The sequence below is a fragment of the Parashewanella curva genome, from assembly GCF_003675895.1.
Classification (GTDB): Bacteria; Pseudomonadota; Gammaproteobacteria; order Enterobacterales; family Shewanellaceae; genus Parashewanella; species Parashewanella curva.
In genome coordinates this window covers 1-25,909 of the sequence record NZ_ML014811.1, presented here as the reverse complement: position 1 = coordinate 25,909, position 25,909 = coordinate 1, and the positions used below count along the sequence as shown (strand labels likewise).

At 42.8% G+C, this 25,909-nt stretch carries 24 protein-coding genes, 1 tRNA gene and 1 rRNA gene; 16 read left to right on the top strand and 10 right to left on the bottom strand.

Annotated elements, in window-relative coordinates:
• The first annotated feature begins 137 nt into the window (after positions 1-137).
• On the top strand, positions 138-1,379 hold the full coding sequence (locus D5018_RS16365; protein WP_341538270.1) for an ankyrin repeat domain-containing protein: 1,242 nt from the start codon (positions 138-140) through the stop codon (positions 1,377-1,379).
• 52 nt (positions 1,380-1,431) lie between these two features.
• Here D5018_RS16365 and lpdA read toward each other — a convergent pair whose 3' ends face one another.
• The 4 genes from lpdA to pdhR form a co-directional block, all read right to left on the bottom strand.
• Positions 1,432-2,853, bottom strand: a complete 1,422-nt coding sequence (gene lpdA / locus D5018_RS16360) for a dihydrolipoyl dehydrogenase (protein ID WP_121840069.1) — start codon at positions 2,851-2,853, stop codon at positions 1,432-1,434.
• 197 nt (positions 2,854-3,050) lie between these two features.
• A complete protein-coding gene (aceF, locus tag D5018_RS16355; RefSeq protein WP_121840068.1) occupies positions 3,051-4,712 on the bottom strand; it encodes a pyruvate dehydrogenase complex dihydrolipoyllysine-residue acetyltransferase in 1,662 nt (553 codons plus the stop codon).
• A 13-nt stretch (positions 4,713-4,725) separates the two neighbouring features.
• On the bottom strand, positions 4,726-7,389 hold the full coding sequence (gene aceE, locus D5018_RS16350; RefSeq protein WP_121840067.1) for a pyruvate dehydrogenase (acetyl-transferring), homodimeric type: 2,664 nt from the start codon (positions 7,387-7,389) through the stop codon (positions 4,726-4,728).
• 46 nt (positions 7,390-7,435) lie between these two features.
• Positions 7,436-8,188 carry a pyruvate dehydrogenase complex transcriptional repressor PdhR gene (pdhR, locus tag D5018_RS16345; RefSeq protein ID WP_121840066.1) on the bottom strand — a complete coding sequence of 251 codons (753 nt, stop codon included), beginning with the start codon at positions 8,186-8,188 and terminating at the stop codon, positions 7,436-7,438.
• Positions 8,189-8,500: 312 nt separating this feature from the next.
• Here pdhR and D5018_RS16340 point away from each other — a divergent pair, with 312 nt between their 5' ends.
• From D5018_RS16340 to ampE, 4 genes are all read left to right on the top strand, one after another.
• Positions 8,501-9,112: a hypothetical protein gene (locus D5018_RS16340; protein WP_121840065.1), complete on the top strand. Its 612-nt coding sequence runs from the start codon at positions 8,501-8,503 to the stop codon at positions 9,110-9,112.
• Between the two features lie 84 nt (positions 9,113-9,196).
• A complete protein-coding gene (locus D5018_RS16335) occupies positions 9,197-10,333 on the top strand; it encodes an opioid growth factor receptor-related protein (RefSeq protein ID WP_121840064.1) in 1,137 nt (378 codons plus the stop codon).
• Between the two features lie 70 nt (positions 10,334-10,403).
• The gene (ampD, locus tag D5018_RS16330; protein WP_121840063.1) at positions 10,404-10,949 is read left to right on the top strand and encodes a 1,6-anhydro-N-acetylmuramyl-L-alanine amidase AmpD; all 546 of its coding nucleotides are present in this window, start codon (positions 10,404-10,406) and stop codon (positions 10,947-10,949) included.
• A 33-nt stretch (positions 10,950-10,982) separates the two neighbouring features.
• Positions 10,983-11,834 carry a beta-lactamase regulator AmpE gene (gene ampE / locus D5018_RS16325; protein ID WP_121840062.1) on the top strand — a complete coding sequence of 284 codons (852 nt, stop codon included), beginning with the start codon at positions 10,983-10,985 and terminating at the stop codon, positions 11,832-11,834.
• 93 nt (positions 11,835-11,927) lie between these two features.
• Here ampE and D5018_RS16320 read toward each other — a convergent pair whose 3' ends face one another.
• Positions 11,928-13,010 (bottom strand): hypothetical protein, encoded by a 1,083-nt coding sequence (locus D5018_RS16320; protein ID WP_121840061.1) that lies wholly within the window; start codon positions 13,008-13,010, stop codon positions 11,928-11,930.
• A 228-nt stretch (positions 13,011-13,238) separates the two neighbouring features.
• On the opposite strand from D5018_RS16320, the gene nadC reads away from it, so the two are divergent.
• Positions 13,239-14,132, top strand: a complete 894-nt coding sequence (nadC, locus tag D5018_RS16315; RefSeq protein ID WP_121840060.1) for a carboxylating nicotinate-nucleotide diphosphorylase — start codon at positions 13,239-13,241, stop codon at positions 14,130-14,132.
• Between the two features lie 53 nt (positions 14,133-14,185).
• Here the strand turns inward: nadC and D5018_RS16310 are convergent, their stop codons facing one another.
• Both D5018_RS16310 and D5018_RS16305 read right to left on the bottom strand, forming a co-directional pair.
• Positions 14,186-15,604: an ankyrin repeat domain-containing protein gene (locus tag D5018_RS16310; RefSeq protein ID WP_133309317.1), complete on the bottom strand. Its 1,419-nt coding sequence runs from the start codon at positions 15,602-15,604 to the stop codon at positions 14,186-14,188.
• Between the two features lie 67 nt (positions 15,605-15,671).
• Positions 15,672-16,325, bottom strand: coding sequence for a hypothetical protein (locus tag D5018_RS16305; RefSeq protein WP_121840058.1), 654 nt, complete (start codon positions 16,323-16,325; stop codon positions 15,672-15,674).
• A 569-nt stretch (positions 16,326-16,894) separates the two neighbouring features.
• On the opposite strand from D5018_RS16305, the gene D5018_RS22280 reads away from it, so the two are divergent.
• The 8 genes from D5018_RS22280 (at position 16,895) to mutT (ending at position 23,401) form a co-directional block, all read left to right on the top strand.
• Positions 16,895-17,305, top strand: coding sequence for a pilin (locus D5018_RS22280; protein ID WP_207819351.1), 411 nt, complete (start codon positions 16,895-16,897; stop codon positions 17,303-17,305).
• A 137-nt stretch (positions 17,306-17,442) separates the two neighbouring features.
• Positions 17,443-19,149: a type IV-A pilus assembly ATPase PilB gene (gene pilB, locus D5018_RS16295; protein ID WP_121840056.1), complete on the top strand. Its 1,707-nt coding sequence runs from the start codon at positions 17,443-17,445 to the stop codon at positions 19,147-19,149.
• Between the two features lie 18 nt (positions 19,150-19,167).
• Positions 19,168-20,433 carry a type II secretion system F family protein gene (locus D5018_RS16290; RefSeq protein ID WP_121840055.1) on the top strand — a complete coding sequence of 422 codons (1,266 nt, stop codon included), beginning with the start codon at positions 19,168-19,170 and terminating at the stop codon, positions 20,431-20,433.
• A 36-nt stretch (positions 20,434-20,469) separates the two neighbouring features.
• Entirely contained in the window at positions 20,470-21,387 is a 918-nt protein-coding gene (locus tag D5018_RS16285) for a prepilin peptidase (protein WP_121840054.1), read from the top strand.
• Positions 21,384-21,989 carry a dephospho-CoA kinase gene (coaE, locus tag D5018_RS16280; RefSeq protein WP_121840053.1) on the top strand — a complete coding sequence of 202 codons (606 nt, stop codon included), beginning with the start codon at positions 21,384-21,386 and terminating at the stop codon, positions 21,987-21,989. The genes D5018_RS16285 and coaE overlap by 4 nt, the downstream gene beginning before the upstream one ends.
• 9 nt (positions 21,990-21,998) lie before the next feature.
• On the top strand, positions 21,999-22,730 hold the full coding sequence (gene zapD / locus D5018_RS16275; RefSeq protein WP_121840052.1) for a cell division protein ZapD: 732 nt from the start codon (positions 21,999-22,001) through the stop codon (positions 22,728-22,730).
• A 66-nt stretch (positions 22,731-22,796) separates the two neighbouring features.
• Positions 22,797-23,009 carry a DNA gyrase inhibitor YacG gene (yacG, locus tag D5018_RS16270; RefSeq protein ID WP_121840051.1) on the top strand — a complete coding sequence of 71 codons (213 nt, stop codon included), beginning with the start codon at positions 22,797-22,799 and terminating at the stop codon, positions 23,007-23,009.
• On the top strand, positions 23,009-23,401 hold the full coding sequence (mutT, locus tag D5018_RS16265) for an 8-oxo-dGTP diphosphatase MutT (protein ID WP_121840050.1): 393 nt from the start codon (positions 23,009-23,011) through the stop codon (positions 23,399-23,401). Before yacG ends, mutT begins: the two co-directional genes overlap by 1 nt.
• On the opposite strand, the gene D5018_RS16260 is transcribed toward mutT, so the two are convergent.
• A complete protein-coding gene (locus D5018_RS16260; protein WP_121840049.1) occupies positions 23,385-23,666 on the bottom strand; it encodes an HU family DNA-binding protein in 282 nt (93 codons plus the stop codon). The two genes, mutT and D5018_RS16260, sit on opposite strands and share 17 nt — an antisense overlap.
• A gap of 192 nt (positions 23,667-23,858) precedes the next feature.
• Between D5018_RS16260 and D5018_RS16255 the strand changes: the two genes are divergently transcribed.
• Entirely contained in the window at positions 23,859-24,257 is a 399-nt protein-coding gene (locus D5018_RS16255; RefSeq protein WP_133309316.1) for a hypothetical protein, read from the top strand.
• 59 nt (positions 24,258-24,316) lie between these two features.
• A complete protein-coding gene (locus D5018_RS16250; RefSeq protein ID WP_133309315.1) occupies positions 24,317-24,700 on the top strand; it encodes a hypothetical protein in 384 nt (127 codons plus the stop codon).
• Between the two features lie 575 nt (positions 24,701-25,275).
• Here D5018_RS16250 and D5018_RS16240 read toward each other — a convergent pair.
• Positions 25,276-25,352 (bottom strand) — tRNA-Asp (locus tag D5018_RS16240).
• 127 nt (positions 25,353-25,479) lie between these two features.
• Positions 25,480-25,595: ribosomal RNA gene (gene rrf, locus D5018_RS16235) — 5S ribosomal RNA — on the bottom strand.
• Between the last annotated feature and the right edge of the window lie 314 nt (positions 25,596-25,909).

The window sequence follows — 25,909 nt, the reverse complement described above, 5'->3', positions numbered from 1 at the left end:
ATTTGGTCAGCATGACATACTGGGAAGATCGGTCAAATGATCATTGAGGATCAAGTAAAATGGTGACTCAACCGTTGCTATTTTAAGCAGATTGAGTCAGATGGGCTGAATAGTTACTAGAACATTACAACCAATTACTGACTAGAGCCTGTAAACATCAAGCACACACTGTTGTTGTTAAGCTGCTCAGAACTCAAAGACTTGTACCTAGTTTTAAATACTGTGTTAAACAGAGTCTTTTTGTTCACCAATTACCTCCACTTCATACTGCTTGCATTTCAGGTAATGAGGATCTCGTTTTCAGTCTATGCTCTTCTTGCGATAATGAGAGTTTACAAACCATGCTGTTGTATCAAACATCATCAGGAGACAACGCATTTTCACTTGCCGTAAGAGAGGGGCATATTAGGGTATTAAAGACATTACTGGATTTCTATGCTGCCGACATTAGCAAAATGAAACTCGGTAAACAGCGAGAAACGTTGGCTCAACTAGCCATTAAGTCCAATCAAAATTCTATGCTCAATTTTTTACTCTCTATTCCTTTTTGCCATTTTTTATCACTCTCTTCAGTTTTATCATTATCCCAATGGGCCAGACATCAAAAATTGGATAATGCCGATCTATTAAAGACGATTAATGACGCTAAAACAGGGCTTAACCCTATTGATTATCACTTTCGCCTTCCTGTAGCCAAATTCGACACGGTAGGGCTATATGCTCGAAGCCTGTTTGTTATAGAAGCGGTAAATAGAGGCCATTCAGGCATTATAGATAGGATCCTTGAAAAAGGCGTATCGCGCCAAGCATTAGCTACAGCCATACTGAAAGCAGCTCATAAGAAAAGCTATTGGTCATTACGCACACTGATGAAACACGATCCCTTCCCCACAGAACAACTGATTGCGCAAGAAAAAAATTATGATAAAACCCTTATCGAAATGATCACTGAACTTGAAAGGCACAGTGTCATTTCCGAGCTTAAAATACTGCTGCATAGCTGCCCACACATAATAAACCCAACGCTTCAGTCTCACATCAACGCACTGAATATAGCGGCTTCAAAAGGAGATAAAGAGTTAATGACATACCTATTACAATTTAAACCAGATTTAAATGTAGGTAATCACTCCAAAGATAATGCTTTGCACTTGGCTGTCCAATCCGGCTCTTTACCCACAGCACAAGCCTTACTTTCAGTCTGGCCAGACTCAAGGTTACAAGAAAGAACTGAAGGTTGGAGAAGACAAACAGCTGTACAACTTGCTGAATCCAGAGGGTATAGGGCAATAGAACAAGAGTTAAAAACACATATATTACAAACGATGAAGAAAGATGAAGCAATGGGTGTTGTTGAATTACCTTCAAAAAAACAATAAAAAACCTCAGCATTTGCCGAGGTTTTCTAAATTCTTCTATGAATTAATCAGCTTACTTTTTCTTTGCCTTTGGGTTTGGCAGATCAGTAATTGAACCTTCATAGATTTCAGCCGCTAGCCCCACTGACTCATGCAGCGTTGGGTGAGCATGAATGGTTAGCGCGATATCTTCTGCATCACAACCCATTTCGATTGCTAGACCGATTTCACCCAGTAATTCACCACCGTTCACACCCACTATAGCACCACCTATCACACGGTGAGTCTCTTTATCAAAGATAAGCTTGGTCATACCTTCTGAACAATCAGAAGCAATCGCACGACCACTTGCTGCCCATGGGAAAGTTGCCGTTTCGTAAGCAATACCTTGCTCTTTGGCTTCTTTTTCAGTTAGACCAACCCATGCTACTTCTGGATCAGTGTAAGCAATTGAAGGGATCACTTTAGGGTCGAAGTAGTGCTTCATGCCAGAAATGACTTCTGCTGCTACGTGACCTTCATGCACACCTTTATGAGCCAACATTGGTTGACCAACGATGTCGCCGATAGCGAAGATGTTTGGTACGTTAGTACGCAGTTGCTTGTCTACGTTGATGAAACCACGCTCGTCGATGTTCACACCCGCTTTGTCAGCGTCGATTAGCTTGCCATTTGGCGTACGACCAATAGCAACCAATACTGCATCGTAACGCGTAGGCTCAGCCGGAGCTTTCTTGCCTTCCATAGTTACATAAATGCCGTCTTCTTTGGCTTCAACCGCCGTCACTTTGGTTTCAAGCATCAAGTTGAACTTCTTCTTGATTTGCTTGGTGAATACTTTAGCGACATCTTTATCCGCAGCCGGAATCACTTGGTCAAACATTTCAACCACGTCGATTTCACTGCCTAGTGATGAGTAAACCGTACCCATTTCAAGACCAATGATACCGCCACCCATAACAAGCAGCTTACCAGGAACTTCTTTAAGCTCTAGCGCATCAGTAGAATCCCAAATACGTGGATCTTCATGAGGAATAAATGGCAGTTCGATTGGGCGAGAACCCGCAGCGATGATCGCGTTGTCGAAGTTAACAACGGTTTTGCCGTCTTCGCCTTCAACTTCAATCGAGTTAGGGCCAGTGAATTTACCTAGACCATTAACCACTTTAACTTTACGCATCTTAGACATGCCGCCTAGACCGCCAGTTAGCTTACCGATCACTTCTTCTTTGTAGCTACGTAGCTTATCAAGATCGATTTGTGGCTCGCCAAATACAACACCGTGGTTGCTTACCGTTTTAGCTTCTTCAATCACTTTAGCAACGTGAAGTAGCGCTTTTGAAGGGATACAACCTACGTTAAGACAAACACCCCCAAGAGTGTTGTAACGCTCAACGATAACGGTTTCTAAACCTAAATCCGCTGCGCGGAATGCCGCAGAATAACCAGCAGGGCCAGCACCTAATACGACAACCTGAGTTTTGATTTCGCTCATGTCTTCCTCAATTATTATCATTCATTCCCGTAGGGGTAATGCACTTTTGAACCCAAACAACCAGTTATGTCATTCCCGCGATTGCAGGAGCGACGTCAACTTTCATTAATGGAGTCAACATCATTGGTTCGCATTTTAGCTTGAGAATGTGATTAATACCAATAAAAAGGCTGCCCTTTAGGCAGCCTTTTGTTCAATTACAGAACTAACTTGCGTATATCTGACAATACACCCGATAGCGTTACCGCAAAGCGTGCGGCCATTGCACCATCAATCACACGGTGGTCGTAAGATAACGACAATGGCAACATTAGGCGAGGCTCAAAGTCTTTACCGTTCCACTTAGGCTTCATTTCAGACTTAGACACACCGAGGATCGCCACATCTGGGTAGTTCACAATTGGAGTAAACGCCGTACCACCAATACCGCCAAGGCTTGAGATGGTGAAACAGCTACCTTGCATATCTGCGGCTTTTAGTTTGCCTTCACGAGCTTTAACAGAAACCTCTGTTAGCTCTTTCGATAGCTCAATGACACCTTTTTGGTCAACGTCACGGATAACCGGAACCACTAGACCGTTTGGCGTATCAACCGCGATACCGATGTGAACGTACTTCTTCTGGATCAGTGACTCACCGTCTGGGCTTAAGCTTGAATTAAACACAGGGAATTGCAGTAATGCATTCGCCGCTGCTTTCATCATAAACACCAGTGGGGTGATCTTAACGCCCAGCTTTTGCTTCGCTAACAGCTCGTTTTGCTGCTTACGGAAGGCTTCTAGCTCAGTGATATCAGCTTCATCAAACTGCGTTACGTGTGGGATTGTCACCCAGTTACGGTGCAAGTTTGGACCAGAGATCTTTTGAATACGGCTTAACGGCACTTCTTCCACTTCACCAAATTTCGCAAAGTCCACCTTAGGTGCAGCAATCACATGCAAGCCACCTTCGCCACCAGCACTTGGTGCTGCGGTTGCCTTAGGACGTGAAAGCTCATACTTCACGTAAGCTTGTACGTCTTCTTTTACGATACGACCTTTACGACCCGTACCTGTCACTTGAGTCAGATCAACGCCAAACTCACGCGCAAGACGACGAACCGCTGGTGATGCGTGAACCACTTTACCGCTTACCGCTGGAGCATTGGCACTAGGGTGATGTGGTACTGGTGGTTTAGGAGCAGGAGTTGGTGCCGCTTTTGGCGCTTCTACTGGTTTTGGCGCTTCGGCTTTTGCAGCTGGAGCAGAAGCCGCAGCAGGTGCTTCACCTTGAGTCTCAAGGGTGATCACCAAAGTACCTTCAGATACCTTGTCACCCTCTTTTAGCTCAACCGACTTAACGATACCCGCTTTTGGCGATGGTACGTCCATGGTGGCTTTGTCCGTTTCAAGGGTCACAAGACCCGCATCCACGTCAATCTCGTCACCAACGCTCACCAGAATTTCAATCACGGGTACGTCAGTATCGCCACCAATGTCTGGTACGGTTACGTTGATCACTTCCGATGCAGCAGGTGCTGCTGGAGCCACTTCAACCACAGGAGCTGGTGCTTCTTCAACCTTTGGTGCCTCAACTACAGGCGCTGGCGCTTCAGTGGCTGGAGCTAGAGCCGCCGTAGCGTCAACAGACTCAAGCTTAGCAATAAGAGCTCCTTCAGAGATGCTGTCGCCAACGGCAACAGTTAACTCTTTAAGTACACCAGCGAAAGGTGCTGGAATGTCCATGGTCGCTTTATCGCTTTCAACCGTTAGGATCGCATCATCTTCACCTAAGCTGTCACCGATTGCGGCACAAATTTCGATAACTTGTACTTCGTCCCCACCGATATCAGGAACAAGAACGTCTTTTAATTCAGCCATGTCTTAATCCCTCTTACGCGTGCTGTGGGTTAACTTTGTCAGTGTCGATGCCGTATTGCTTGATGGTGTCAGTCAATACGTCTACTGGTAGCTCGCCACGGTCAACGAGACTCTTAAGCGCAGCCACAACGATGAACTTAGCGTCAACTTCGAAGTGATGACGTAGGTTCGCGCGGCTGTCAGAACGACCGAAACCATCAGTACCTAGTACTTTGTAGTCAGTTGGCATGTAGTTACGTAGCTGCTCACCGTAGATCTTCATGTAGTCAGTCGCTGCAATAGCAGGGCTGTCTGCAGAGATCACTTCGCTGATGTAAGGCTTCTTCGGTGTAGCCGTTGGGTTAAGCATGTTGTAACGCTCAACGTCTTGACCATCACGAGTTAACTCGTTGAAGCTGGTTACTGAGAATACATCTGCAGTGATACCGAAATCTTTCGATAGTGCTTCAGCCGCTTTGCGAACTTGCTCAAGGATTGTACCTGAGCCCATCAGCTGTACTTTGCCTTTACCAGAACCTTCAAGGGTTTCTAGCTTGTAGATACCTTTCTTAATCCCTTCTTCCGCACCTTCTGGCATGGCAGGCTGAACGTAGTTTTCGTTCATAGTGGTAATGTAATAGAAGATGTCTTCTTGATCGCCATACATACGACGAATACCGTCTTGAACGATGACCGCAATCTCATAACCGTAAGTCGGATCGTAAGTCACACAGTTTGGAATGGTGTTCGCCAAAATGTGGCTGTGACCATCTTGGTGCTGCAAGCCTTCACCGTTTAGGGTTGTACGACCTGAGGTACCACCCACTAGGAAACCACGGGCTTTCATATCACCGGCTGCCCACGCTAAGTCACCAATACGTTGGAAACCAAACATTGAGTAATAGATGTAGAATGGGATCATTGGCTTATCGTTAACTGAGTAACTGGTTGCCGCTGAAACCCAAGATGACATCGCACCTAGCTCGTTAATGCCTTCTTGCAGTACCTGACCTTTCTTATCTTCACGGTAGTACGCCACTTGATCTTTATCTTGTGGAACGTACTTTTGACCTTCGTGAGCGTAAATACCCACTTGACGGAATAGACCTTCCATACCGAAAGTACGTGCTTCATCAGGAATGATAGGAACGATGTTCTTACCGATCTTCTTGTCTTTTAGCAGTGAAGTTAGGATACGACCGAATGCCATGGTCGATGAAATTTCACGACCGTTTGAGCCTTTCAGCACATTATCAAAGGTGCTTAGAGACGGTACTTCCATTTCTTCTGTGAACTGCTCTAAACGCTGCGGTACAAAACCATGCAGTGCTTGACGACGCTCAAGCATGTACTTCACTTCTGGCGAGTCCATTCCTGGGTGATAGAATGGAATCTCTTCTAGCTTGTCATCCGGTACTGGGATATTGAAGCGATCACGGAATTCACGGATTGAATCCACCGCCATCTTCTTCACGTTGTGAGCGATGTTTTTACCTTCACCCGCATCACCTAGACCATAACCTTTAACGGTTTTGGCAAGGATCACCGTTGGGCGACCTTTGGTCTTCTTGGCTTTATCAAGGGCTGCGTAAATCTTAACAGGATCGTGACCACCACGGTTTAGACGCCAGATGTCATCATCAGACATATTCGCAACCATAGCTGCGGTTTCTGGGTACTTACCAAAAAAGTGTTCACGCGTATAAGCGCCACCTTTAGCTTTACAGTTTTGGTATTCACCGTCGACGGTTTCTTCCATCAATTGTAATAGCTTACCACTGGTGTCTGATGCTAATAGTGGATCCCAGTAACGACCCCAAATTAGCTTAACCACTTGCCAGCCAGCGCCCGCAAACGTGCCTTCAAGCTCTTGGATGATCTTACCGTTACCACGCACAGGACCATCTAGACGTTGTAGGTTACAGTTGATGATGAACACTAGGTTGTCTAGCTCTTCACGCGCCGCAAGACCAATCGCACCTAATGCCTCTGGTTCATCACACTCACCGTCACCTAAGAAGCAATATACGGTTTGCTCTGAACAATCTTTGATACCACGGTCAGTCAAATATTTAAGGAAACGCGCTTGGTAAATCGCTTGGATAGGACCCAAACCCATAGATACCGTTGGGAACTGCCAGTAATCACCCATTAATTTCGGGTGTGGGTATGAAGATAGACCTTCACCATCCACTTCTTGACGGAAGTTGGCGAGCTGATCTTCCGTTAAACGACCTTCAAGGAAAGAGCGAGAGTAAATCCCCGGAGCGATGTGACCTTGGAAGTAAACTAGGTCACCGCCATCTTTTTCGTTTGGACCACGGAAGAAGTGGTTAAAGCACACATCATAAATCGTAGCACTAGAAGCGAAACTTGAAATGTGACCACCAAGTTCGAGATCTTTTGCCGATCCACGCAATACCATTGCCAATGCATTCCAACGAACTAACGCGCGAATGCGGTGTTCCATTTCTTGGTTACCCGGCATCTGTGGCTCTTGGCCTGCTGGGATGGTATTTAAATAAGCAGTAGTAGACTTGTAAGGTAGGTAAGTTCCGTTACGACGCGCCTTGTCGATCATTTTTTCTAGTAAGTAATGCGCACGCTCTGGACCTTCTTGCTCCAAAACTGCTTGCATGGCTTCAAGCCATTCCTGAGTTTCTAATGGATCTACGTCTTGTAGTAAATCTTCAGACATGACACTGTCCTTCTTTCTATTTTGATTACGACGACAAAGCCCGCGCTTAGTCATTGCTCTTTAAACGGCGCAGACTGCGTTGCAATCTGCTGTCTTCTTCCCGTGTCGACAACATCACTTCTTCAATATAGCTAAGGTGCTTATTGGAAGCTTCGCGCGCCGCATGGGGGTTTCGCTCTACAATCGCTGCCAGCAGTCCACGTCTGTGGTCATTAGCCATTTGGGCGGCTTCAGGGCGACGATGCAGTAACACTAAATTTTCAGCTACGTTTTTATGTAAAACAGGTTCTAAGCTTAGTACCAAATGCAACATGGCGACATTGTGGGAAGCTTCGGCAATGGAGCGATAGAAATTCACAATCGCCGTAGCCTTTTGCTCAATCTCTGTCGCTTGCTCTACTTCGACAATGCAGCGTTTGATGGACTGCAAATCGGCATCGGTACCGCGAAGGGCGGCAAAATACGCCATCATACCTTCAGTGGCATGACGAAACTCCAAGAGGTCGTACTGACTTTCTGGATCGCTTTGCATCAGCTCAACAATAGGATCTGCCATACTCTGCCAAAGCTGGGCTTTAACAAAAGTGCCACCACCTTGGCGACGGCTCAGTAATCCTTTGACCTCTAATTTCTGAATAGCTTCACGCAATGACGGACGAGACACGTCAAACTGCGCCGCAAGCTCACGCTCAGGCGGTAGCTTTTGCCCCGGCTGTAAACTGCCTTCAAGGATCATTTGTTCCAATTGACCCATGATGACATCAGAAATTTTCGGCTGGCTGACCTTGCTGTATGCCACGTTGTCCTTCCTATTTATATGGATTAGTTATCCGTACATATAAGCATAGCTGTTAATATGTAAATTGGTCTTACCAATTTTTTTGAGTTGCAGCACTTTAGCAAATGGAAATGTTAAAGTCTACACAATGGAAAAAACGTGGGGTGTGATCCACGGCTCAAATCCTTTTACGGTGTGAATTAGAGGGGATTTATCAGAGGGGTCTGACCAATTAGAGCACGCTCTACATCCCATGAAAAATAATTCACTTTTGTTCAATTCACGAATCGATACAATCTAGGTAAATCATTAAGCTTTCACAGGGTTATCATCATGGCCGCTATTTCAGTTTCTACAAAACCACAGCAGCACTTAGAAGATTACCAGAGCCTTCAAACTCAAATGCAATCAAAACCAAAATATAACGACCTTTCCCCAATGTTAAAGCAAACCGCTAACATGCTTCTAGGTGCAGTACCAGAAGAAAATATAGATGAACTGTTAAAACAGCTTAATTTACTAAACACAGCAGAGAGACCTGAAGGTGAGAATTTTACTCGAATTGCTTCCGCTATTCTCCAATGTGTCCCCCTTGAGCATCAAGATAAGCTGACTCAATTTGCCCAAACCCAAAAAGCTAAGCTAAACCCTCTAAAAGAGACCGCAATTGAAGGCAGCAATCAAATAATAGGCACTCAAGAAAGTTCAATGACTGCTTTAGAAGGTCTGCTGGGTAAGCTATCCGTTGAAATGAACAAACAGAAAGATGAAGGAAAAGGCCTTCCCGCTGATGACCCTTTTGTAACAACATTACTTTCAGGGGTCGCAGAGATTATGCAAGAAGCCGAATCAGAGCATCAGCAAGTAAAACAAGTAATCATTGAGTTTCCTGATGCCGTAAAGCTGTTTTGTGACATTGTACTTCATAACCAGTTGCCCAGCTGAGCATGCTCACACCGTTTCTGTTCTTCGCTTTTGGGAAAATAACACTCAAAAATAGTATTAACCTATATCCAAGAGGTTTACCTTATGGCTTCAGCCATTCCAACCAGATCGCCAAGCATCCAGCTAAAAACTTCATATACTAATGAATACCTCACAGGATCAGAGGTTGAGGCTATAAAAGTCGCGGCAAGCATAGAAGAACTTTCTGGTTACACTAGTGTTTTCTCGAGAGTGTACAATTTTTCTCAAGGTTCTAATAAAGCGAATGCTGTAGTAGCATTATTTCACTTAACTCATGCCGGCAGTGGCAGAGAAATGGCTCCCCACTTTGCCACATTACAAGACCTTCTCGCCAGTGAAAACGAACTCGTATTCGCTCCTTCTTTAGAAAATGGTCACATCAAAACAGGCATTAAATTAATCGTAAAACACAGTGGCACCTGTACTCGCCGCGCAGAAGAAGATGTACTGGTATTACCGAAAGAGTGGGTGGTGACTCAATCACTAAATTTATCAGGCCTTGGCAATGACGGGAAGAATGACCATATACAGCAAGAAAGCAGCGCCAAAACGAGAACGCCTGACATCTCTTGGCCTTGGTTAGCCGATGATTATGAGCGCAGTCACAGTCAAAAGCAAATGATGAGTGTACGCTGGAGAAAATGGATGCTCTATGATGTTCCTCTTCCCAAATCCAATTGGACATTGCCACAAATTAACGCCTTTACGGAAAGAGAAAGAGAAAACCAACACAATTTTATTCAATTGGTATTTCCCTCTACAGAATGCAGCCGCTACAACCCTAAAGCCCCTTTGTTAACCCAAGAAATGGTATTAGACATCCAACATGACAAACGACTGCAACGTGAAATATTCAAGCAGTTTAACGCCATGCTAAATCACTGGGGGATCAAACTGACCGATGAAAGGTTTGAAGAAGATCTAACTGATGCATTTCATGTCTCTAAATTCGGAAAAAGGGTAAATAACCAAGAAAATTATGATCACAATTTCCAGAGAATCACACGTGTTATCATCTTTCTAAAACAATCAGGGTTTGAAACTTTAGCTACTGACTTTAACCGTTTTTTACAAGACAATACCAAGCCTCAAAGCGAAGGTTCAGATCTGGCTAAAGCCAAAAGGTTTTGGGATCAAGCCGCCCAAAAGCAAAATTTAGGGCCTAAGAAGCTAGAAGTAGCTGAATTTTTGAGTAAATAAGATTAAAAGGGGCTGTTTATTACGCCATAGACTTTGCTATAGTTTTTAAAAATCGGCAATAAAAATTTCAATGGTACATACTTTTCGCGATGGCTGGCACCAAAACGCTACACATCGACATTCTTCTCACTTTAATGAGCGACCGACCCATGAAGTCAGCCTATTAGTGATCCACAATATCAGTTTACCTGCTGAGCAGTTTGGTACACCCTACATTAATGACTTATTTATGGGCTGTTTGGATTGCCAAGCTCATAATAGTTTTAAAGATCTTAAAGGCCTACGCGTATCGGCCCATTTCGTTATTTTTCGTGATGGTAGCTTACACCAATATGTAAGCTGCGATGACAGAGCATGGCATGCTGGTGTATCTGAATTTGAAGGTCGTGAAAACTGCAATGACTTTGCCATCGGCATCGAACTTGAAGGCAGCGACCACCAGCCATTTACTGAACCGCAGTATCAGAGCTTAATTTCATTGACTCAAGATATCATGCAAACCTATCCCCAAATCACCCCTCAACGCATCACTGGTCATAGTGACATTGCCCCGAACAGAAAAACCGATCCAGGCCCCTATTTTGATTGGAATTATTATTTATCTCATTTATCCTAACGGAAAGGACAAACTCAGTTTGGGTGGACGAAAATGGCTTTATTTTCACTTTTGATCGCAATATTTGTAGAACGTATGAAATGGGTGTCAACGTCGTTTCAAATTGATGCACTACTCGAACGATTTCATCGACTGTTCATCGGTGACAATTCGCTAACCTCCCCATTATTTTTACTCTTGGGCTTAACTCTTCCCACCATTGTTATGGCGGTACTGCTTTGGTTAGCTCAAGGCATACTCTGGGGTGGCTTAAGTCTATTGCTTTGGGTGCTAACAGCTTCTATTTGTTTTAGTCACACAGAGCTTCGCCAAGTCTTCAAACAATTTATGAAAGCGGCAAATCATGGTGATGTGCAAGCCTGTTTTCGGTTTGCCGATCAACTTGATTGTCATCAAAAGCTGGATGCCGGCGGTGAAAGCGAATTAGGTAAAAAAGTTGGGCAAAGTGTGGCATGGTTAAATTACCGCCATTATGGTGCCGTGGCGATTTATTTGGTGTTACTCGGCCCTGTTGGGATCATCTTCTACAGTACCATTCGCTTTTATGCCGATAAAGCGGTAAAAGAGCAATGGGAGTTACCGATTTTAGCCAGTATCTTTTTCATTGTAGATTTGCTCCCAAGTCGTATTTTCGCTTTTGGATATCTACTGAGCGGCCATTTTTCTTCCGCTCTCAGCACCTGGCTGTCTCAGGTCAGTAATCCAACGGCCAACGCTAGAGACATCATTACCAAAACGGCCTTAGCGGCCGAGATATTACCTGAAAAGTCAGACGAACCAGTGTGTATTCAGTCAACCTTATCGCTACTGACTCTGACTAAGCGCACCTTTATTTTGTTGGTGACCTTACTGTCGTTACTGACTATTTTTGGTTGGGTGAGTTAAACAGACTCATTAAAGTACCATTCATGCAGAGTTCGTAACCAACGAGAGCGTTCTCTAAATTTTTGTGCCTCAGAAGTACTCTTTTTCCAAGTTTCAATCTTCATAATCGCAACGCTCACTCTTGCTTTGGCATCCTCTAATTCGCTTTTGATAAGCGACTGTTTTTTTAATCTCTTTTTTCATTTCACTATTAGGGGCATTCTTGCGAGTGATTTCTCCGAATGCCAGCCCTCTGGGCTGGGCGGGGAAAGATTCAATAATGGCATTCACCAGAGAAAGATATTGTTTCAGCCGCTCGACTTTTCTCCTACCTTCATCGCTGTTTTTTTTGTTTTGCATTGTTAGTGCTAAGGGTTCCATCTCGAATTCAATCGCAAGTTTAAATTCATTAAACAGTCCTATTTTTAAGCCATCACTGGCCACAGTATAGTTAGGCAGCCAATTACACTTGCGATACCAATCCACCTCACAATCTTCGACTTGTTTTGTAACTAGAGCAAACAATGTTTTAATACCTGAATGAATATACTGTTTTCTTTGTTGTTCTCTGCTAGCCACGAATTTTGTTTGGTATTGCTGAGGTACTTTACTTTTTATCCGCTCCAATAGTGCTTCACTAAACACCGAGGTCTCCGCTTGTTTCGTCTGCTGTTGTTGACCTCGCTCTACTGGCTTCATTGGTTCTGTTATGTCTTGTTTAGCAATTTTGGAAGGTAATTGAGCTGGCGTCTCACTGTAACGCTTTCGAGTTAGAACAGCTGAAATCTGAGCACTCGCTACCAAATTACGAAATTCAACTTTAGGAACAGGGCTACATGGCGTTGAAACAGCTGTATAACCTTGTTCATTAAAAGCCGTTACTACTGGAATATATGTAATATTGCACAACCACACTTTATATCCACTCTGTTCTGGGCACAGGCGCAATTGATACTGAGTGACTGGACTCAAATTATTATTGATGAGACAGACAAGAAGTTGATGACTAGCCTCTGAGCGACAATCAACAAGACTACGAAAGAACCCAGTAATTAATGAGTGCTTATCAGCAGTTGAATTCAAGTACAAGTAGGACTCAGCCGTCAATATCAATTGGTGTTGTTCACTGGGTATGCGTGATGCTAGCTCATGAGAGAGTGAATTCGTCATGTCTAACTGTAAGGTAGATACCGCCACAATTCGTTTAACATATTAATTTAATAGAACTTAATTTAAATTATCGGAAATTTATCGTCTTAATGTCGTGAAATTTTGTTTATCTATTCGCAGTCTACACAGCCAACCCAGATTTACTCCTTATTTAAACCTTCTTCATGCTTAAGCATCAGTGTGATACCCTTGCGCTATTGATGCTATCCAACAGGATTGTGCTGTTCTATTTTGGTTTTGCAAGGATTTCCACTCATGCTCGAAAATGACATTCGACTCTCTGTAACGTCGGCCTTAAATGAAGATCTTGGCCTTACACCTGCCGCAACAGATAACGCCCAACAGCGCTCACAGCAACTACTTCAAGCTGACATTACAGCATCCCTCATTCCCGCAGACAAACAAGCACAAGGGCATTTAATCACCCGAGAAGAGGGAGTCTTTTGTGGTAAAGCGTGGGCTGAGCAGGTATTTAATCAATTAGGTGGCGAAGTGGCATTGCATTGGCATGTGGATGATGGTGACTTAGTGGTGCCCAACCAAGTGCTGTGTGAATTTTCAGGTCCAGCTCATGTCATTTTAACTGGTGAACGCACAGCCATGAACTTTATTCAAACCCTCTCTGGCGTTGCAACCTTAACAAAATTATACGTAGACCAATTAGCTGGCACCCACACCAAACTATTGGATACTCGTAAAACATTGCCAGGTATGCGCCTAGCCCAAAAATATGCGGTAACCTGCGGCGGCGGTCACAACCATCGTATTGGCTTATTTGATGCGTTTTTGATTAAAGAAAACCACATTTTAGCTTGTGGAGGTATTGCACAAGCCGTAGCAACCGCTCGCAATATGCATCAAGATAAAACCGTAGAAGTTGAAGTGGAGTCCCTTGACGAGCTCAAACAAGCCCTCGATGCTAATGCCGATATCATCATGCTGGATAATTTTGATGTCACCATGATGCTCGACGCCGTGCAAATCAATAAAGACTATCAAGCTCAAGGTGGTGGTGCTAAGTTGGAAGTTTCAGGAGACGTTACCTTAGATACCATAGGTAAATTTGCTGAAACAGGCGTTGATTTTATTTCAGTGGGTGCCTTAACCAAACACGTTAAAGCGTTAGATTTGTCGCTAAGGTTGAAATAAAAACAGCATATCTTAGGGGCTATTAGCTTTGCCCCTTGTTTTTAGATGTTCACCTATATGATTTTAGAAGGTTTTAATGCTTCCTTATCACCTGCTTTTTGCTGTGTTTTTTTCTTCGACTCTGGTGCCACTTGCTTTTTTGTAACAGGATCAACAAAAGATTGCTTTAAAGCCTCATGTTCACCTAGAACTTCTTCTATTTCCTCACAGCCAATGGCCCCAAAACTGGTTTCATTGACTAATACGCAATCACTTTCGAAGTCTTCCTCAAGTCTTTCTCTCTCCTTGTCCGCCACAAGTTGATGCAGCGCTGGGTACTGTGACTTAGGGAAAGTCTCTCGTAACACTTTTGATAACTTGGGATGTTTCCCTTGCTTTGCTGGTGAAATCGTATCCTCTAAATCGACCCTTGCACCTGCTTGTAATAAAACCAATACAATATCGGTACGACGACTTTTAATTGCCAAGCTCAAAGGTAACTGATCTTTACTGTTAGGCAGATTAACATTAGCATGATGAGCAATTAATTGATTAACAATTGCCAAGTCACTGCCATACGCTAATGCCATATGCAACGGGGTATCTCCGTTTGCTTTCGCCCTATGGGCATCATGTGGATGTAATTCCAGTACTTTGGCCATCAGTTTTGACATATTATACATTGCAGCAAGATGCACCAAAGCCACGTTGCCTTCCATAATGATTCGAGTATTGGCGCCTTTTTCAATTAAGTGCAGTGCCACATCCTCACGCCTCCCCTTGCTGCATGCTGTGTATTCATCACTTTTTATCGCATGCAATATTGGAGACCAACCCTTATAACGAGCATTAATGTCAACATTTTTAGCGAGCAATTGATCAATCACCTGTATTTGGCGATGTTTCACTGCAAAACAAAGATGACGTGACTGTGGAGTAAAATTACCACTAAACATCATAGCCACTATAGCGGTTGCCTGCTCTGGTGGGAGCGACATGGCTTCTTGAAAAGGAGAATATACACCAGGTACCTTAAAGTCAGCGGGTAACCCCTGATTCAAATATCTTCTTATGCCAGCTTCATCGTAATAAGCAACACTGTCACTATATTCTCTAAGCTCTGCAAAGAAACCTTGAATAAGATGACGCTCCGGAAATTCAGATGGATCGTCATAATTAGAGTCAGGCTTTACCACATAGTCTGTACAATATAAAGATTGCTTGCCGGCTTCATCATATGGCCCATAAGGATGCCGTATCTGACGAACAGTAAACGTTTTATTATTCAAAGTAACTTTAAAATTATCATCATTCTTTGTAGGATAAGGAGTCAGACGAGATTCCATCACCTGCTGGGTGAGTTCTTGATAAATAGCTTTTACATGATCACCAATTTGGACTTGAACTTGAGATTTGGCCACAACTCCTCCGACATACGACATACGACATACGACATACTGTAAAGTAAGTGTAACGCCATAAGATGAAGCCAAGACCGATCAATCAATGAAACTTAATTCATAAAAGGCATATTACTAAGCAATATACCTTTACAGACAATCATACTTTCAATGTCTTATAATCAATCCGCTCATTACCTTTTGCTCCAGCCAATAATTGGTCATTAATGCTTTCAACCAAAGTTTTTATTCTTTCATTATTGCTGCACTTCATAAGTTCAATAAAGTTTCGCCTAAAACAGTCATCATATATCTCATAATCAACATGAGGACTCACTTGAAAATAGGCGTGATACACCTTATGAGCCTGCACACTCTTTTGATGATCCCTGCCATACTCTCTATCTATTTGTTTAACGCACGCCCTCAATAAGGCATAGGTTACTTTTAAAAAGTCATCCATTTCCCTTGCTTCTTTAATTTCAACAAACTCTGGAACACGGGCTGACCTAATTTGTCTATTGGGTTCAGTCGCTTCTGCTTCTGCTTCTGCTTCTGCTTCTGCTTCTGCTTGTGTATGGTGAAACCTTATTAAATTCTCACGAGCTTGTGACCGAAAGTTCTCCGTATTCATCAATTGATATTCGAGAGGTTCTGCATAGTTTGTATTGGTCGTGTTGGTGGGGTTTAGCTGCAAAATAACATCGCCAGAAGGAAGGCTTTGCGCGGCAGTATGTAGCTCGGAAAATGGTGCCTCTGCCTGAATGTGAAGAGTTGGAAGATTCGCTCTCAATTCACTTAAATCAAAACTCATCGTTTGTGCTCACAATAAGAACGGGTTGAGGGATCATACCGTTTCATCGTGCCAAGTTAGATTAAGTTTTATTTAGGCTGTGTCAAAATGGCGACATGTACATTAAATCGTCAATCTTTTGTTGCTTCATCGATTTATAACACCGCAAATTTATCGAGACGCATCACTTTGTGACAAAATAAAGTGTAAAGAAACACAGAATTCATACAAAGTAGAAAAATTAATATTCCAATTTATACGATTTTATAATACTTTTTACTGAGCTGATATGAAGTGCAGCGTTGAAGCAAGTTATCGAAAACAGTAACATTTTTGTAATAAAACTATTTCTGATACAATCGCTGTTGACTGCATGGCAATGGCTATATAAGGAAGAATAACGCAACTGGGAACGCGTGCAGCAACATAATTTAATACTCAAATTAACATGAGTGTTAAAAATTAATCTCAAGAGTGAGCTAAGGCTCTAAACTCTATAAAGTAACATTAGCATCAGGTTTTAAGTGCAAAGCCCTTAGACCTAAACAAATTTGACAAAACGGAGAGTAACCATGAAAGGTATGAAGTCCATGAAAGGTACTAAGGGTTTTACCCTAATCGAATTAATGATCGTTGTGGCGATTATTGGTATTTTGGCAGCAGTGGCGTTGCCTGCTTATCGTGATTATGTAACACAAGCTGAAGCAAGTGCTGGTATGAAAGCAACTAGCTCATACGCACAAAAAGTGGCAACTTGTATCCAAACAGGTGTTGCTTGTAATACTATCGGTGCGGAAATTGGAAATGTTGTCGAGCTTTCAATTTCAACACCTGCAGCAAAAGATACTGCTACTACGCTTGTGTATGCTGGTGATGATTGTACTCTTACTGCCAGCTTTAGTGCTACTGGAGCCATTTCATACGCTATAGCCGTTTCTGCAGATAGTTCTGCAACCTTGGCACAGTGCCAAGAAGGTGCAAATCTGACACCAGCAAGCTAGTTTTATAGCTTGGAAGGCAGCTCCGCTGCCTTCTTTTCCTTAACAAGATAAAAAACACGATCAAAGGACTGATTTACTTAATGCCATTTTTCCCCATAATAAAAACAAATACACCAAATTAAAGGACCGCGTTACTTATGCCTCAATCCGGTCTTCATATTGCTTTTTCTACGTTACTCCTGCGTAAACAACTTATCGATCCCACCAAGCTGGAACACTTGGTTAAGCTGGCCAAAAAAAATAAACTCACTTTTATTCAAGCACTCATTCACGACAATATTCTGAGCGCCAATCAAATTTTTGAGCTTGGGCATCAGGAATACCATACCCCAAAAATGAACTTGGCGGAGTTTGATTTAACCAGCATTCCTGAGCAGTATTTAAACCTAAAGCTAATCGAACGACACCGCTGTCTGCCGCTATTTGAAAAAAATAACCGCCTGTATATTGCCACCTCCGATCCCACTTATTTTCGGGCTCTTGAGGACTTTCAATTTAACCTTGGCATGCACACCGAAGCGATATTGGTAGAAGACGATAAACTCAGCGACGCGCTCGATAAAGTGCTAGAAGATGATTTATCCAGCCTCGACTTATCCGAAATGGATGAAGAAGCACTGGCGGGGGTTGAAGTCGCTGAAACAGAGCGTAAAGATGATAATGATACTGATGGCAAAGACGATGCCCCGATTGTTATCTACATCAATAAGATTTTGACCGATGCCATTAGAAGAGGCGCATCAGATTTACACTTTGAACCGTACGAAAAACGTTACCGCATTCGTTTTCGTATTGATGGCGTACTCCAGCAAATCTCAGAGCCCCCGATTTCCCTCGCCAGCCGTATTGCCGCCCGTTTAAAAGTGATGTCCAAGCTGGATATTGCTGAGCGACGCGTACCACAAGATGGTCGAATTAAATTACGCGTCAGCCGCAAGAAATCCACCGATTTTCGTGTCAGCACCCTGCCTACTATCTGGGGCGAAAAAATCGTAATGCGTATTTTGGACTCAGAATCGGCGCAACTTGGCATCGAAAAACTCGGCTACGAGCCGACACAACAAAAAATGTATACCGATGCCTTAGCGCAACCGCAAGGTATGATTTTGGTGACAGGGCCAACGGGCTCAGGTAAAACCGTTTCTTTATATACTGGCCTTAATATTCTTAACACCGAAGAGCGCAATATCTCCACCGCCGAAGATCCTGTGGAAATTAACTTAGAGGGCGTCAACCAAGTTCACATTAATACAAAGGCGGGCTTAACTTTCGCTTCGGCACTGCGCTCATTCTTACGTCAAGATCCCGATATTGTGATGGTGGGGGAAATCCGTGACTTAGAAACCGCCGAAATTGCCATTAAAGCGGCGCAAACGGGACACTTAGTATTATCGACCTTACACACCAACTCAGCCGCTGAAACCCTAACTCGTTTATCAAACATGGGGGTGGCAGGCTATAACATTGCCAGTTCAGTTACGTTAATTATTGCCCAGCGTCTAGCAAGACGTTTATGCGAACATTGTAAACAAGCTGAAGACGTGCCTTTAGCAGAGTTGCAACGCTTAGGGTTTAGCGAGCAAGACATCGACAGTAACTTCACGGTATATAAACCCGTGGGCTGCGAAAAATGCACAGCTGGCTTTAAAGGCCGTGTCGGTATTTATGAAGTGATGAAAATGTCCGCTGAATTAGCCAAATGCATTATGGAAGGTGGTAACTCACTCGAACTACTTGAAATTGCCAAAAAAGAGGGTATGGATACCTTACGATCCTCTGGGTTAAGTAAAGTGGTGCAAGGCATTAGCAGTATTAATGAAATCAATCGAGTGACTAGCTTTTAACACAACTAGGACTAACACATGGCAACGGCAATGGTTTCTTCTAAAAAGTCAAAAAAGAAAAAAGCTAAGGCGAAAGAGCCTAAGGTATTTACCTTTGAATGGAAAGGCACTAACCGTGAGGGTCATAAAACTCAGGGGGAACTTCAGGCTTCTAGCGTAGCCGATGTTCGAGTGCAGCTTCGTAATCAAGGGGTAATGGTTAAAGGCGTTCGTAAAAAGTCCAAATCAGTATTCAGTGGTGACAAGCCCATAAAACCGATGGATATCGCCATGATCACCCGCCAGATAGCGACGATGCTATCAGCGGGTGTTCCCTTAGTGACCACCATTGAAATGCTGGCTAAAGGCCATGAAAAACCCAAAATGCGCACCTTGCTCGGCACGATTTTAAATGAGCTACAATCCGGTGTGCCGCTATCAGATGCCCTACGCCCACACAGTCGCTATTTTGATGATTTGTATGTGGACTTAGTGGCGGCAGGTGAACACTCAGGTGCACTTGATACCGTATTTGACCGCATTGCCACTTACCGCGAAAAATCCGAAGCCCTAAAGTCCAAAATCAAAAAAGCCATGTTTTACCCAATTGCGGTGATCATTGTTGCCATCGCAGTAACCATCGGCTTGTTGCTGTTTGTTGTGCCTCAATTTGAAGAGATTTTCCGAGGCTTTGGTGCTGAGCTACCCGCCTTTACTCAAATGGTATTAGGCATTTCCCGTTGGCTGCAAGAATGGTGGTGGGTGTTCGCTATCGGGATCATCGCTGGCATTATTGCGTTTGTAAATGCGCATCGAAAATCACAAAAATTCCGTGATCAAATTGATGCCTATTTACTCAAAATCCCACTTATTGGTGAAATTCTTCACAAAGGTGCCATGGCACGTTTTGCTCGTACCTTAGCCACAACCTTTGCTGCGGGAGTCCCTTTAATTGAAGGTTTAGAATCAGCCGCAGGCGCTTCTGGTAACGCTGTCTATCGCAAAGCCTTATTGAAAGTAAGACAAGAAGTGATGACCGGAATGCAAATGAACATGGCACTAAGAACCACAAAACTCTTCCCCGATATGTTAGTGCAAATGGTGATGATTGGTGAAGAATCTGGCGCCTTAGATGATATGCTGAATAAACTCGCCAATATTTACGAGATGCAAGTGGACGATGCCGTCGATGGCTTATCCAGTTTGATTGAGCCTATCCTTATGGTTGTTATTGGTGGTATTGTTGGCGCCTTAATTGTTGCCATGTACTTACCTATCTTCCAAATGGGCCAAGTTGTGGGTTAAGAGTTCTATAAAAAACCTAAGAAAAAATAAAAAATTATGACCGAATTCATTCAAGTATTAGATAACCAGCCAGCCTTATTCATCGGGCTGGCTTTTGTTTTTTCTGCCTTAATTGGCAGCTTTTTAAATGTGGTGATCCATCGCTTACCCGTGATGATGAAACGCGAATGGCAGCAAGAGTGCAATCAATACCTTAATGAATACCAACCAGAGATAGTAAAAAAAGTAGGAGAGCAGACGCTTAACAAGCCTATTGATAGCTTTCCTGAAACTTATAATTTAGTCGTGCCAACTTCAGCTTGCCCAAAATGCAACGGCAAAATAAAGCCATGGCATAACCTACCCATCATTGGTTGGTTAATGCTTAAAGGAAAATGTGCCACTTGTGCTAACCCTATTTCAGGCCGTTATCCCGTGGTTGAATTTTTGACTGCAAGTTTAATTGCTACATTAGCATGGCATTTTGGACCAAGCATCCAATTTGCAATGGCCGCACTGCTCACTTTTGGTTTAGTCGCATTAACAGGTATCGATTTAGATGAAATGCTTTTGCCCGATCAAATCACTTTGCCTCTACTGTGGTTAGGCCTACTTCTTAATCTCAATGATGTTTTTATTGATTTAAACAGCTCACTGATTGGTGCTGCGGCTGGCTACCTCAGCTTATGGTCTGTTTTCTGGCTGTTTAAATTGCTGACAGGGAAAGAAGGCATGGGCTATGGTGATTTTAAACTGATGGCCGTATTTGGGGCATGGCTTGGTTGGCAAATGTTGCCTTTGGTTATTCTCCTCTCTTCCGCTGTCGGTGCTGTGGTAGGCATTACCATGATCGTAACCAAAAAGCTTCATGCAAATAATCCTATTCCTTTCGGGCCATACATTGCTCTTGCGGGTTGGATAGCATTAATTTGGGGGCAAAACATTGTAGACTGGTATTTGGTGAACTTTGTATGAGTCAGTTTATCGTAGGCTTAACGGGTGGTATTGGCAGTGGCAAAACCACTGTCGCTAATTTGTTTGCGGCGCAAGGCATCGACATAATTGATGCTGACATTATTGCTAGAGAAGTCGTAGCGCCGAGCAGCGAAGGCCTTAATGAAATCGTTAATCACTTTGGTACTGAGGTACTTCTCGACAAAGGGGGACTTGATCGCCAAGCATTAAGAGAGAAAATATTTCGTAACCCAGAAGAGCGGCAGTGGTTAAATCAGTGTCTACACCCCAAAATTCGCCAACGGATGATAGAGTTGGTCAAAAAATCCTCTAGTATATACACTTTATTAGTTGTCCCCTTGCTATTTGAGAATGGTTTGGATAGTTTAGTAGATCGAACTTTAGTAATTGATATTACAGAAGAACAGCAAGTTAACCGAACAGCACATAGAGACAACAGTAGTACCGAGATAATAAAAAATATAATAAAAAGCCAAATGTCACGGGATGACAGGTTATCCAAAGCAGATGACGTTATTAGTAATCAAGGAGAAAGGCAACAACTAGAGCAAGCAGTTATAGCTCTGCACAGAAAATACTTAACTTTATCTGAAAAAAGCTAACAACGACTTATGAATGAACTCATATATGAACAGCCTCTCAACGAAAAGATTCGCTCTTTTTTACGCTTAGAATATTTAGCTGAGCAACTTGAGTTCAATCTTAAAAACGACCATCAACACGCTTGCTTTTACCCATTGTTTTCACTTTGGGAACTGTGTGAACGCTGTGATTATCGCAACGATGTTATAAAAGAACTCGACAAACATCTCAATCAACTCCAAAAATGGCATCAATTACCTGACGCCAATCATAAGCATATCAACACCTTAATTGAGCGAGTAACAGAAAAACGTAACGATATTTCACAATTGTTCAGATTGTGTGAACCCCTAAAAAATGACCGTTTTCTGACGACCATCAGACAACGATTCAGCATGCCGGGGGCGAGTTGCAATTTTGATTTACCACAGCTTCATTTTTGGCTAGCCAAACCCTGGACTGAAAGGCAACAGCAATATCGAGTTTGGATTGCTCATTTCATGCCTCTACTTGAAAGTGTAAAACTGTTATTAGAATTGACACGAAATTCCACTGAATTTGAATCACAAACCGCAGAAAGTGGATTTTACCAAGGTAATGGCGATAATTTGTCATTAGTTCGAGTTCGTCTAGAAGCTAACCCTTCAAGCTACCCGACAATCAGTGGCAATCGCAATCGATTTGCTATTCACTTTATGGATTTTGGGCCACAAAAACATTTTCATGGCAATGTAAAGTTCGAACTGGCAGCTTGTCGCTAAAAAATCACAACACCACTTTCAATTTTGGGTTACTATCGCCTTTATTTATTAATTGAAGAGTGCAATATGCCGTTAAAGGTGCAATGCCCTACTTGTCAAACTGAGGTTGAATGGTCACCTCAACAACAATTTAAGCCCTTCTGTAGTGAACGATGTAAGATGATTGATCTCGGTGATTGGGCAGCAGAAAAACACGCCATTCCTGTAGAACCTGAATTAGACATCCAACTTCTTGACGAAATTGGTTACGATGAGCCTGATTTCTTTAAGGAGAACTAATGAAGCGAATCCATGTTGCTGTTGGTGTTATCATTAACTCACAAAATCAAATTCTCATTGCTAAACGTCATGAACATCTACATCAAGGCGGAAAGTGGGAATTCCCCGGAGGTAAAGTCGAAGAAGATGAAACCACCTCTGAAGCACTGATCAGAGAGCTTAAAGAAGAAGTCAATTTAAACACCTCAGAAACGACACCTTTTATGGAGCTGAGCTTTGATTATCCTGATAAGCAGGTCTTTTTAGATATACACAAAGTAACGCAGTTCACTGGCGCAGTACAAGGCGTTGAGGGTCAAGAAGTCAAATGGGTCTGCCGTGAAGATTTAACTGATTATCAATTTCCAGAAGCAAACCAACCCATTTTAGAAAAGATTATTCAGCAGAATTGAGCTGCGTTTTGATATTAGCCGAGAACTTCAAACTCGGCTGGTTAAACCCCTCAATTTCGATCGTTTCCCCCGTCTTAGGGTTTCGGCCTTGCTTAGGTAAATGATAACGAAGCTCGAAAGTACCAAATTGAGGCAAATATACTTTCTCACCTTCTGATAACGCTTTCGTTATTTGAAACAGTATCGCATCCAACACTGATTTAGACACTTTCTGAGAAGACTGAGAAAACTCAGCCATAACTTTTACGAGCTCTGATTTATTCATACTGCAACTCTAATTTCATGCCTTAATAAAAATAGGGCGTGAAGTTATCACAATGGCGATGGTTATACCAAACACAAATAATGTTCGTATCTAAAGAAACAAAATTGAATAGTTTAGAAAATAACATTCTTTGTAAAAAACGCTCAAAAGTAATACGTTGGCTTGATGTCTAACTCTCTGAGAATTAAGCAAATGAATACAAAATCTCTATGTACCCTAGTTTTTTGTTTACCCATGTTTTGCTCTTACGCTGTCACAATTCAACCACTTGCACCCGAAACAAATTTTAATCAAATCCACTCAGGAAAAGAGTTTTGCCAAATAGCAATGAAAGATAAACCATCAATACAGGCCTGTATGCCGATATTAAATTTCGATAATAATTTTCAAATCAGTGCATTAGAGAAAGGAGGAAGTGTGCCCATAACAGTAAATACTAACCAAAGTTATGGATTTTATGAGGCTCAAGCTATGGACTCTATTACTGTAACTATCTCAAACCTTCAAAGCCACAAAATTATTTATTCAGGGAAATCCCTCAACATGCAGGGCTTAAAGTGCAATGGCAGTTATTGTGTACCATGGGAATAAAATATAGTTACTTATTCTGAACTGGAGATTAAATTATGCTCAATTACAAGCATTTACTATTGGCTGCACTTCTTATTTCGAATTTCTGTAGCGCTCAAGCTTTTGACAACAAAAACTCCAACATGACAGAAAGCAATTTTTCAAATTTCAATACTGGACGAGATTATTGTTTAAATGCAAGAGAAAATAAAGTATATGTAAACACTTGTATGCCGATATTTAATAAAAATGGTGACGGATATATAAATGTAGCAATACTAGGTAATGACCATATTGGCGTCGCTCCATTTACAATTTTCGGTGCATTTGATCAAGTACACAGCAGTACGTCTTTTTACACTTCTGTAACCAACACAGTAACTGGACAGACAATTTATACTGGCCTAATAACTAACATGGTCGGACTGATTTGTGACAGTAATAGTTGTACGCCATGGAAATAGGATTTGTAAACTCTCGCTCTAGTTCTTTCCTTTTATGCACAAGAAAGCCCCTTCAATTCTGACGAGGCTTCTTTGTGTTGGCGAAGCGAACTTGCTCTTTGCTAAAAGAAGAACCCGCGCCCCCGGCGTGACAGGCCGCCTGATTTTAAACAGAAAGTCTATTAAAGAGTCTAACCAATTGAACTACCGCTCCAATGCTTTTCCTATACCGTTCACATCAATTAACTGTGTTGTAGGGAAGCATTAGCGAAGGAAATACAAGGCTCAATGACGAATCATAGCCTTAGCTATGATGTGGAAGTGCAACGACGTAGTTGCAAAGCTAAGGCTTTATCTAAGGCATAGTTTATTGGTACGAACGGTATTATAAACACAAAAAAGCCCCGTCATTTCTGACGAAGCTTCGTTGTATTGGCGGAGCGGACGGGACTCGAAACCCGTGTGCCTTCGGCACGCGAGACAGGCCGCTTTCTCTAATAAAGAGTCTAACCAACTGAACTACCGCTCCAATGCTTTTCTTGCTTTTCTTACAGGCACAAAAAAGCCCCGTCATTTCTGACGAGGCTTCGTTGTATTGGCGGAGCGGACGGGACTCGAACCCGCGACCCCCGGCGTGACAGGCCGGTATTCTAACCAACTGAACTACCGCTCCAAACTCTCATCTACTTTCGTAGATTTATCGGTTGTGGAAGGAAATTTTGAATTGAGAAGCACAGTGTACGCTAGTACATGAGCATCGCAAATATCAAAAGTTGCAAGCACAACTAGATAAATTTGGCGTCTGGCAATGACCTACTCTCACATGGGGAAACCCCACACTACCATCGGCGAGGCTGCGTTTCACTTCTGAGTTCGGGATGGATTCAGGTGGGGCCACAGCTCTATTGTCACCAGACAAATTCTGTATATTAGACTGGTTAATTGTCCGTCTGACGGCATTGTTTCCTCGCTCTAGTGCTCATGTACTTAAAGTACACTCCGCGCTTCGCTCGTCACGGCTTTGTCAGCCAAACAATTTCCTGCGTCTTTAACCAATCTTTTTATAATCTGGAAAGTGATTTCTCAATGTTCTCGCTTTATTAAGCGCTTTGTATTCTTACTAAGGTTCAGCTTGTTACTGTACGACCTCCATGGATGGAGGAAGTGCTAGAAATTGTCTGGAACAATTTCAGTAAAACCCATTAGGGTTGTATGGTTAAGCCTCACGAG

What these genes read in the sequence shown, in the direction of transcription:
- lpdA (WP_121840069.1), bottom strand. Translation starts at nt 2,853, where the DNA reads ATGAGCGAAATCAAAACTCAGGTTGTCGTATTAGGTGCTGGCCCTGCT.
- aceF (WP_121840068.1), bottom strand. Translation starts at nt 4,712, where the DNA reads ATGGCTGAATTAAAAGACGTTCTTGTTCCTGATATCGGTGGGGACGAA.
- aceE (WP_121840067.1), bottom strand. Translation starts at nt 7,389, where the DNA reads ATGTCTGAAGATTTACTACAAGACGTAGATCCATTAGAAACTCAGGAA.
- D5018_RS16340 (WP_121840065.1), top strand. Translation starts at nt 8,501, where the DNA reads ATGGCCGCTATTTCAGTTTCTACAAAACCACAGCAGCACTTAGAAGAT.
- D5018_RS16335 (WP_121840064.1), top strand. Translation starts at nt 9,197, where the DNA reads ATGGCTTCAGCCATTCCAACCAGATCGCCAAGCATCCAGCTAAAAACT.
- ampD (WP_121840063.1), top strand. Translation starts at nt 10,404, where the DNA reads ATGGTACATACTTTTCGCGATGGCTGGCACCAAAACGCTACACATCGA.
- ampE (WP_121840062.1), top strand. Translation starts at nt 10,983, where the DNA reads ATGGCTTTATTTTCACTTTTGATCGCAATATTTGTAGAACGTATGAAA.
- nadC (WP_121840060.1), top strand. Translation starts at nt 13,239, where the DNA reads ATGCTCGAAAATGACATTCGACTCTCTGTAACGTCGGCCTTAAATGAA.
- D5018_RS16305 (WP_121840058.1), bottom strand. Translation starts at nt 16,325, where the DNA reads ATGAGTTTTGATTTAAGTGAATTGAGAGCGAATCTTCCAACTCTTCAC.
- D5018_RS22280 (WP_207819351.1), top strand. Translation starts at nt 16,895, where the DNA reads ATGAAAGGTACTAAGGGTTTTACCCTAATCGAATTAATGATCGTTGTG.
- pilB (WP_121840056.1), top strand. Translation starts at nt 17,443, where the DNA reads ATGCCTCAATCCGGTCTTCATATTGCTTTTTCTACGTTACTCCTGCGT.
- D5018_RS16290 (WP_121840055.1), top strand. Translation starts at nt 19,168, where the DNA reads ATGGCAACGGCAATGGTTTCTTCTAAAAAGTCAAAAAAGAAAAAAGCT.
- D5018_RS16285 (WP_121840054.1), top strand. Translation starts at nt 20,470, where the DNA reads ATGACCGAATTCATTCAAGTATTAGATAACCAGCCAGCCTTATTCATC.
- coaE (WP_121840053.1), top strand. Translation starts at nt 21,384, where the DNA reads ATGAGTCAGTTTATCGTAGGCTTAACGGGTGGTATTGGCAGTGGCAAA.
- zapD (WP_121840052.1), top strand. Translation starts at nt 21,999, where the DNA reads ATGAATGAACTCATATATGAACAGCCTCTCAACGAAAAGATTCGCTCT.
- yacG (WP_121840051.1), top strand. Translation starts at nt 22,797, where the DNA reads ATGCCGTTAAAGGTGCAATGCCCTACTTGTCAAACTGAGGTTGAATGG.
- mutT (WP_121840050.1), top strand. Translation starts at nt 23,009, where the DNA reads ATGAAGCGAATCCATGTTGCTGTTGGTGTTATCATTAACTCACAAAAT.
- D5018_RS16260 (WP_121840049.1), bottom strand. Translation starts at nt 23,666, where the DNA reads ATGAATAAATCAGAGCTCGTAAAAGTTATGGCTGAGTTTTCTCAGTCT.
- D5018_RS16255 (WP_133309316.1), top strand. Translation starts at nt 23,859, where the DNA reads ATGAATACAAAATCTCTATGTACCCTAGTTTTTTGTTTACCCATGTTT.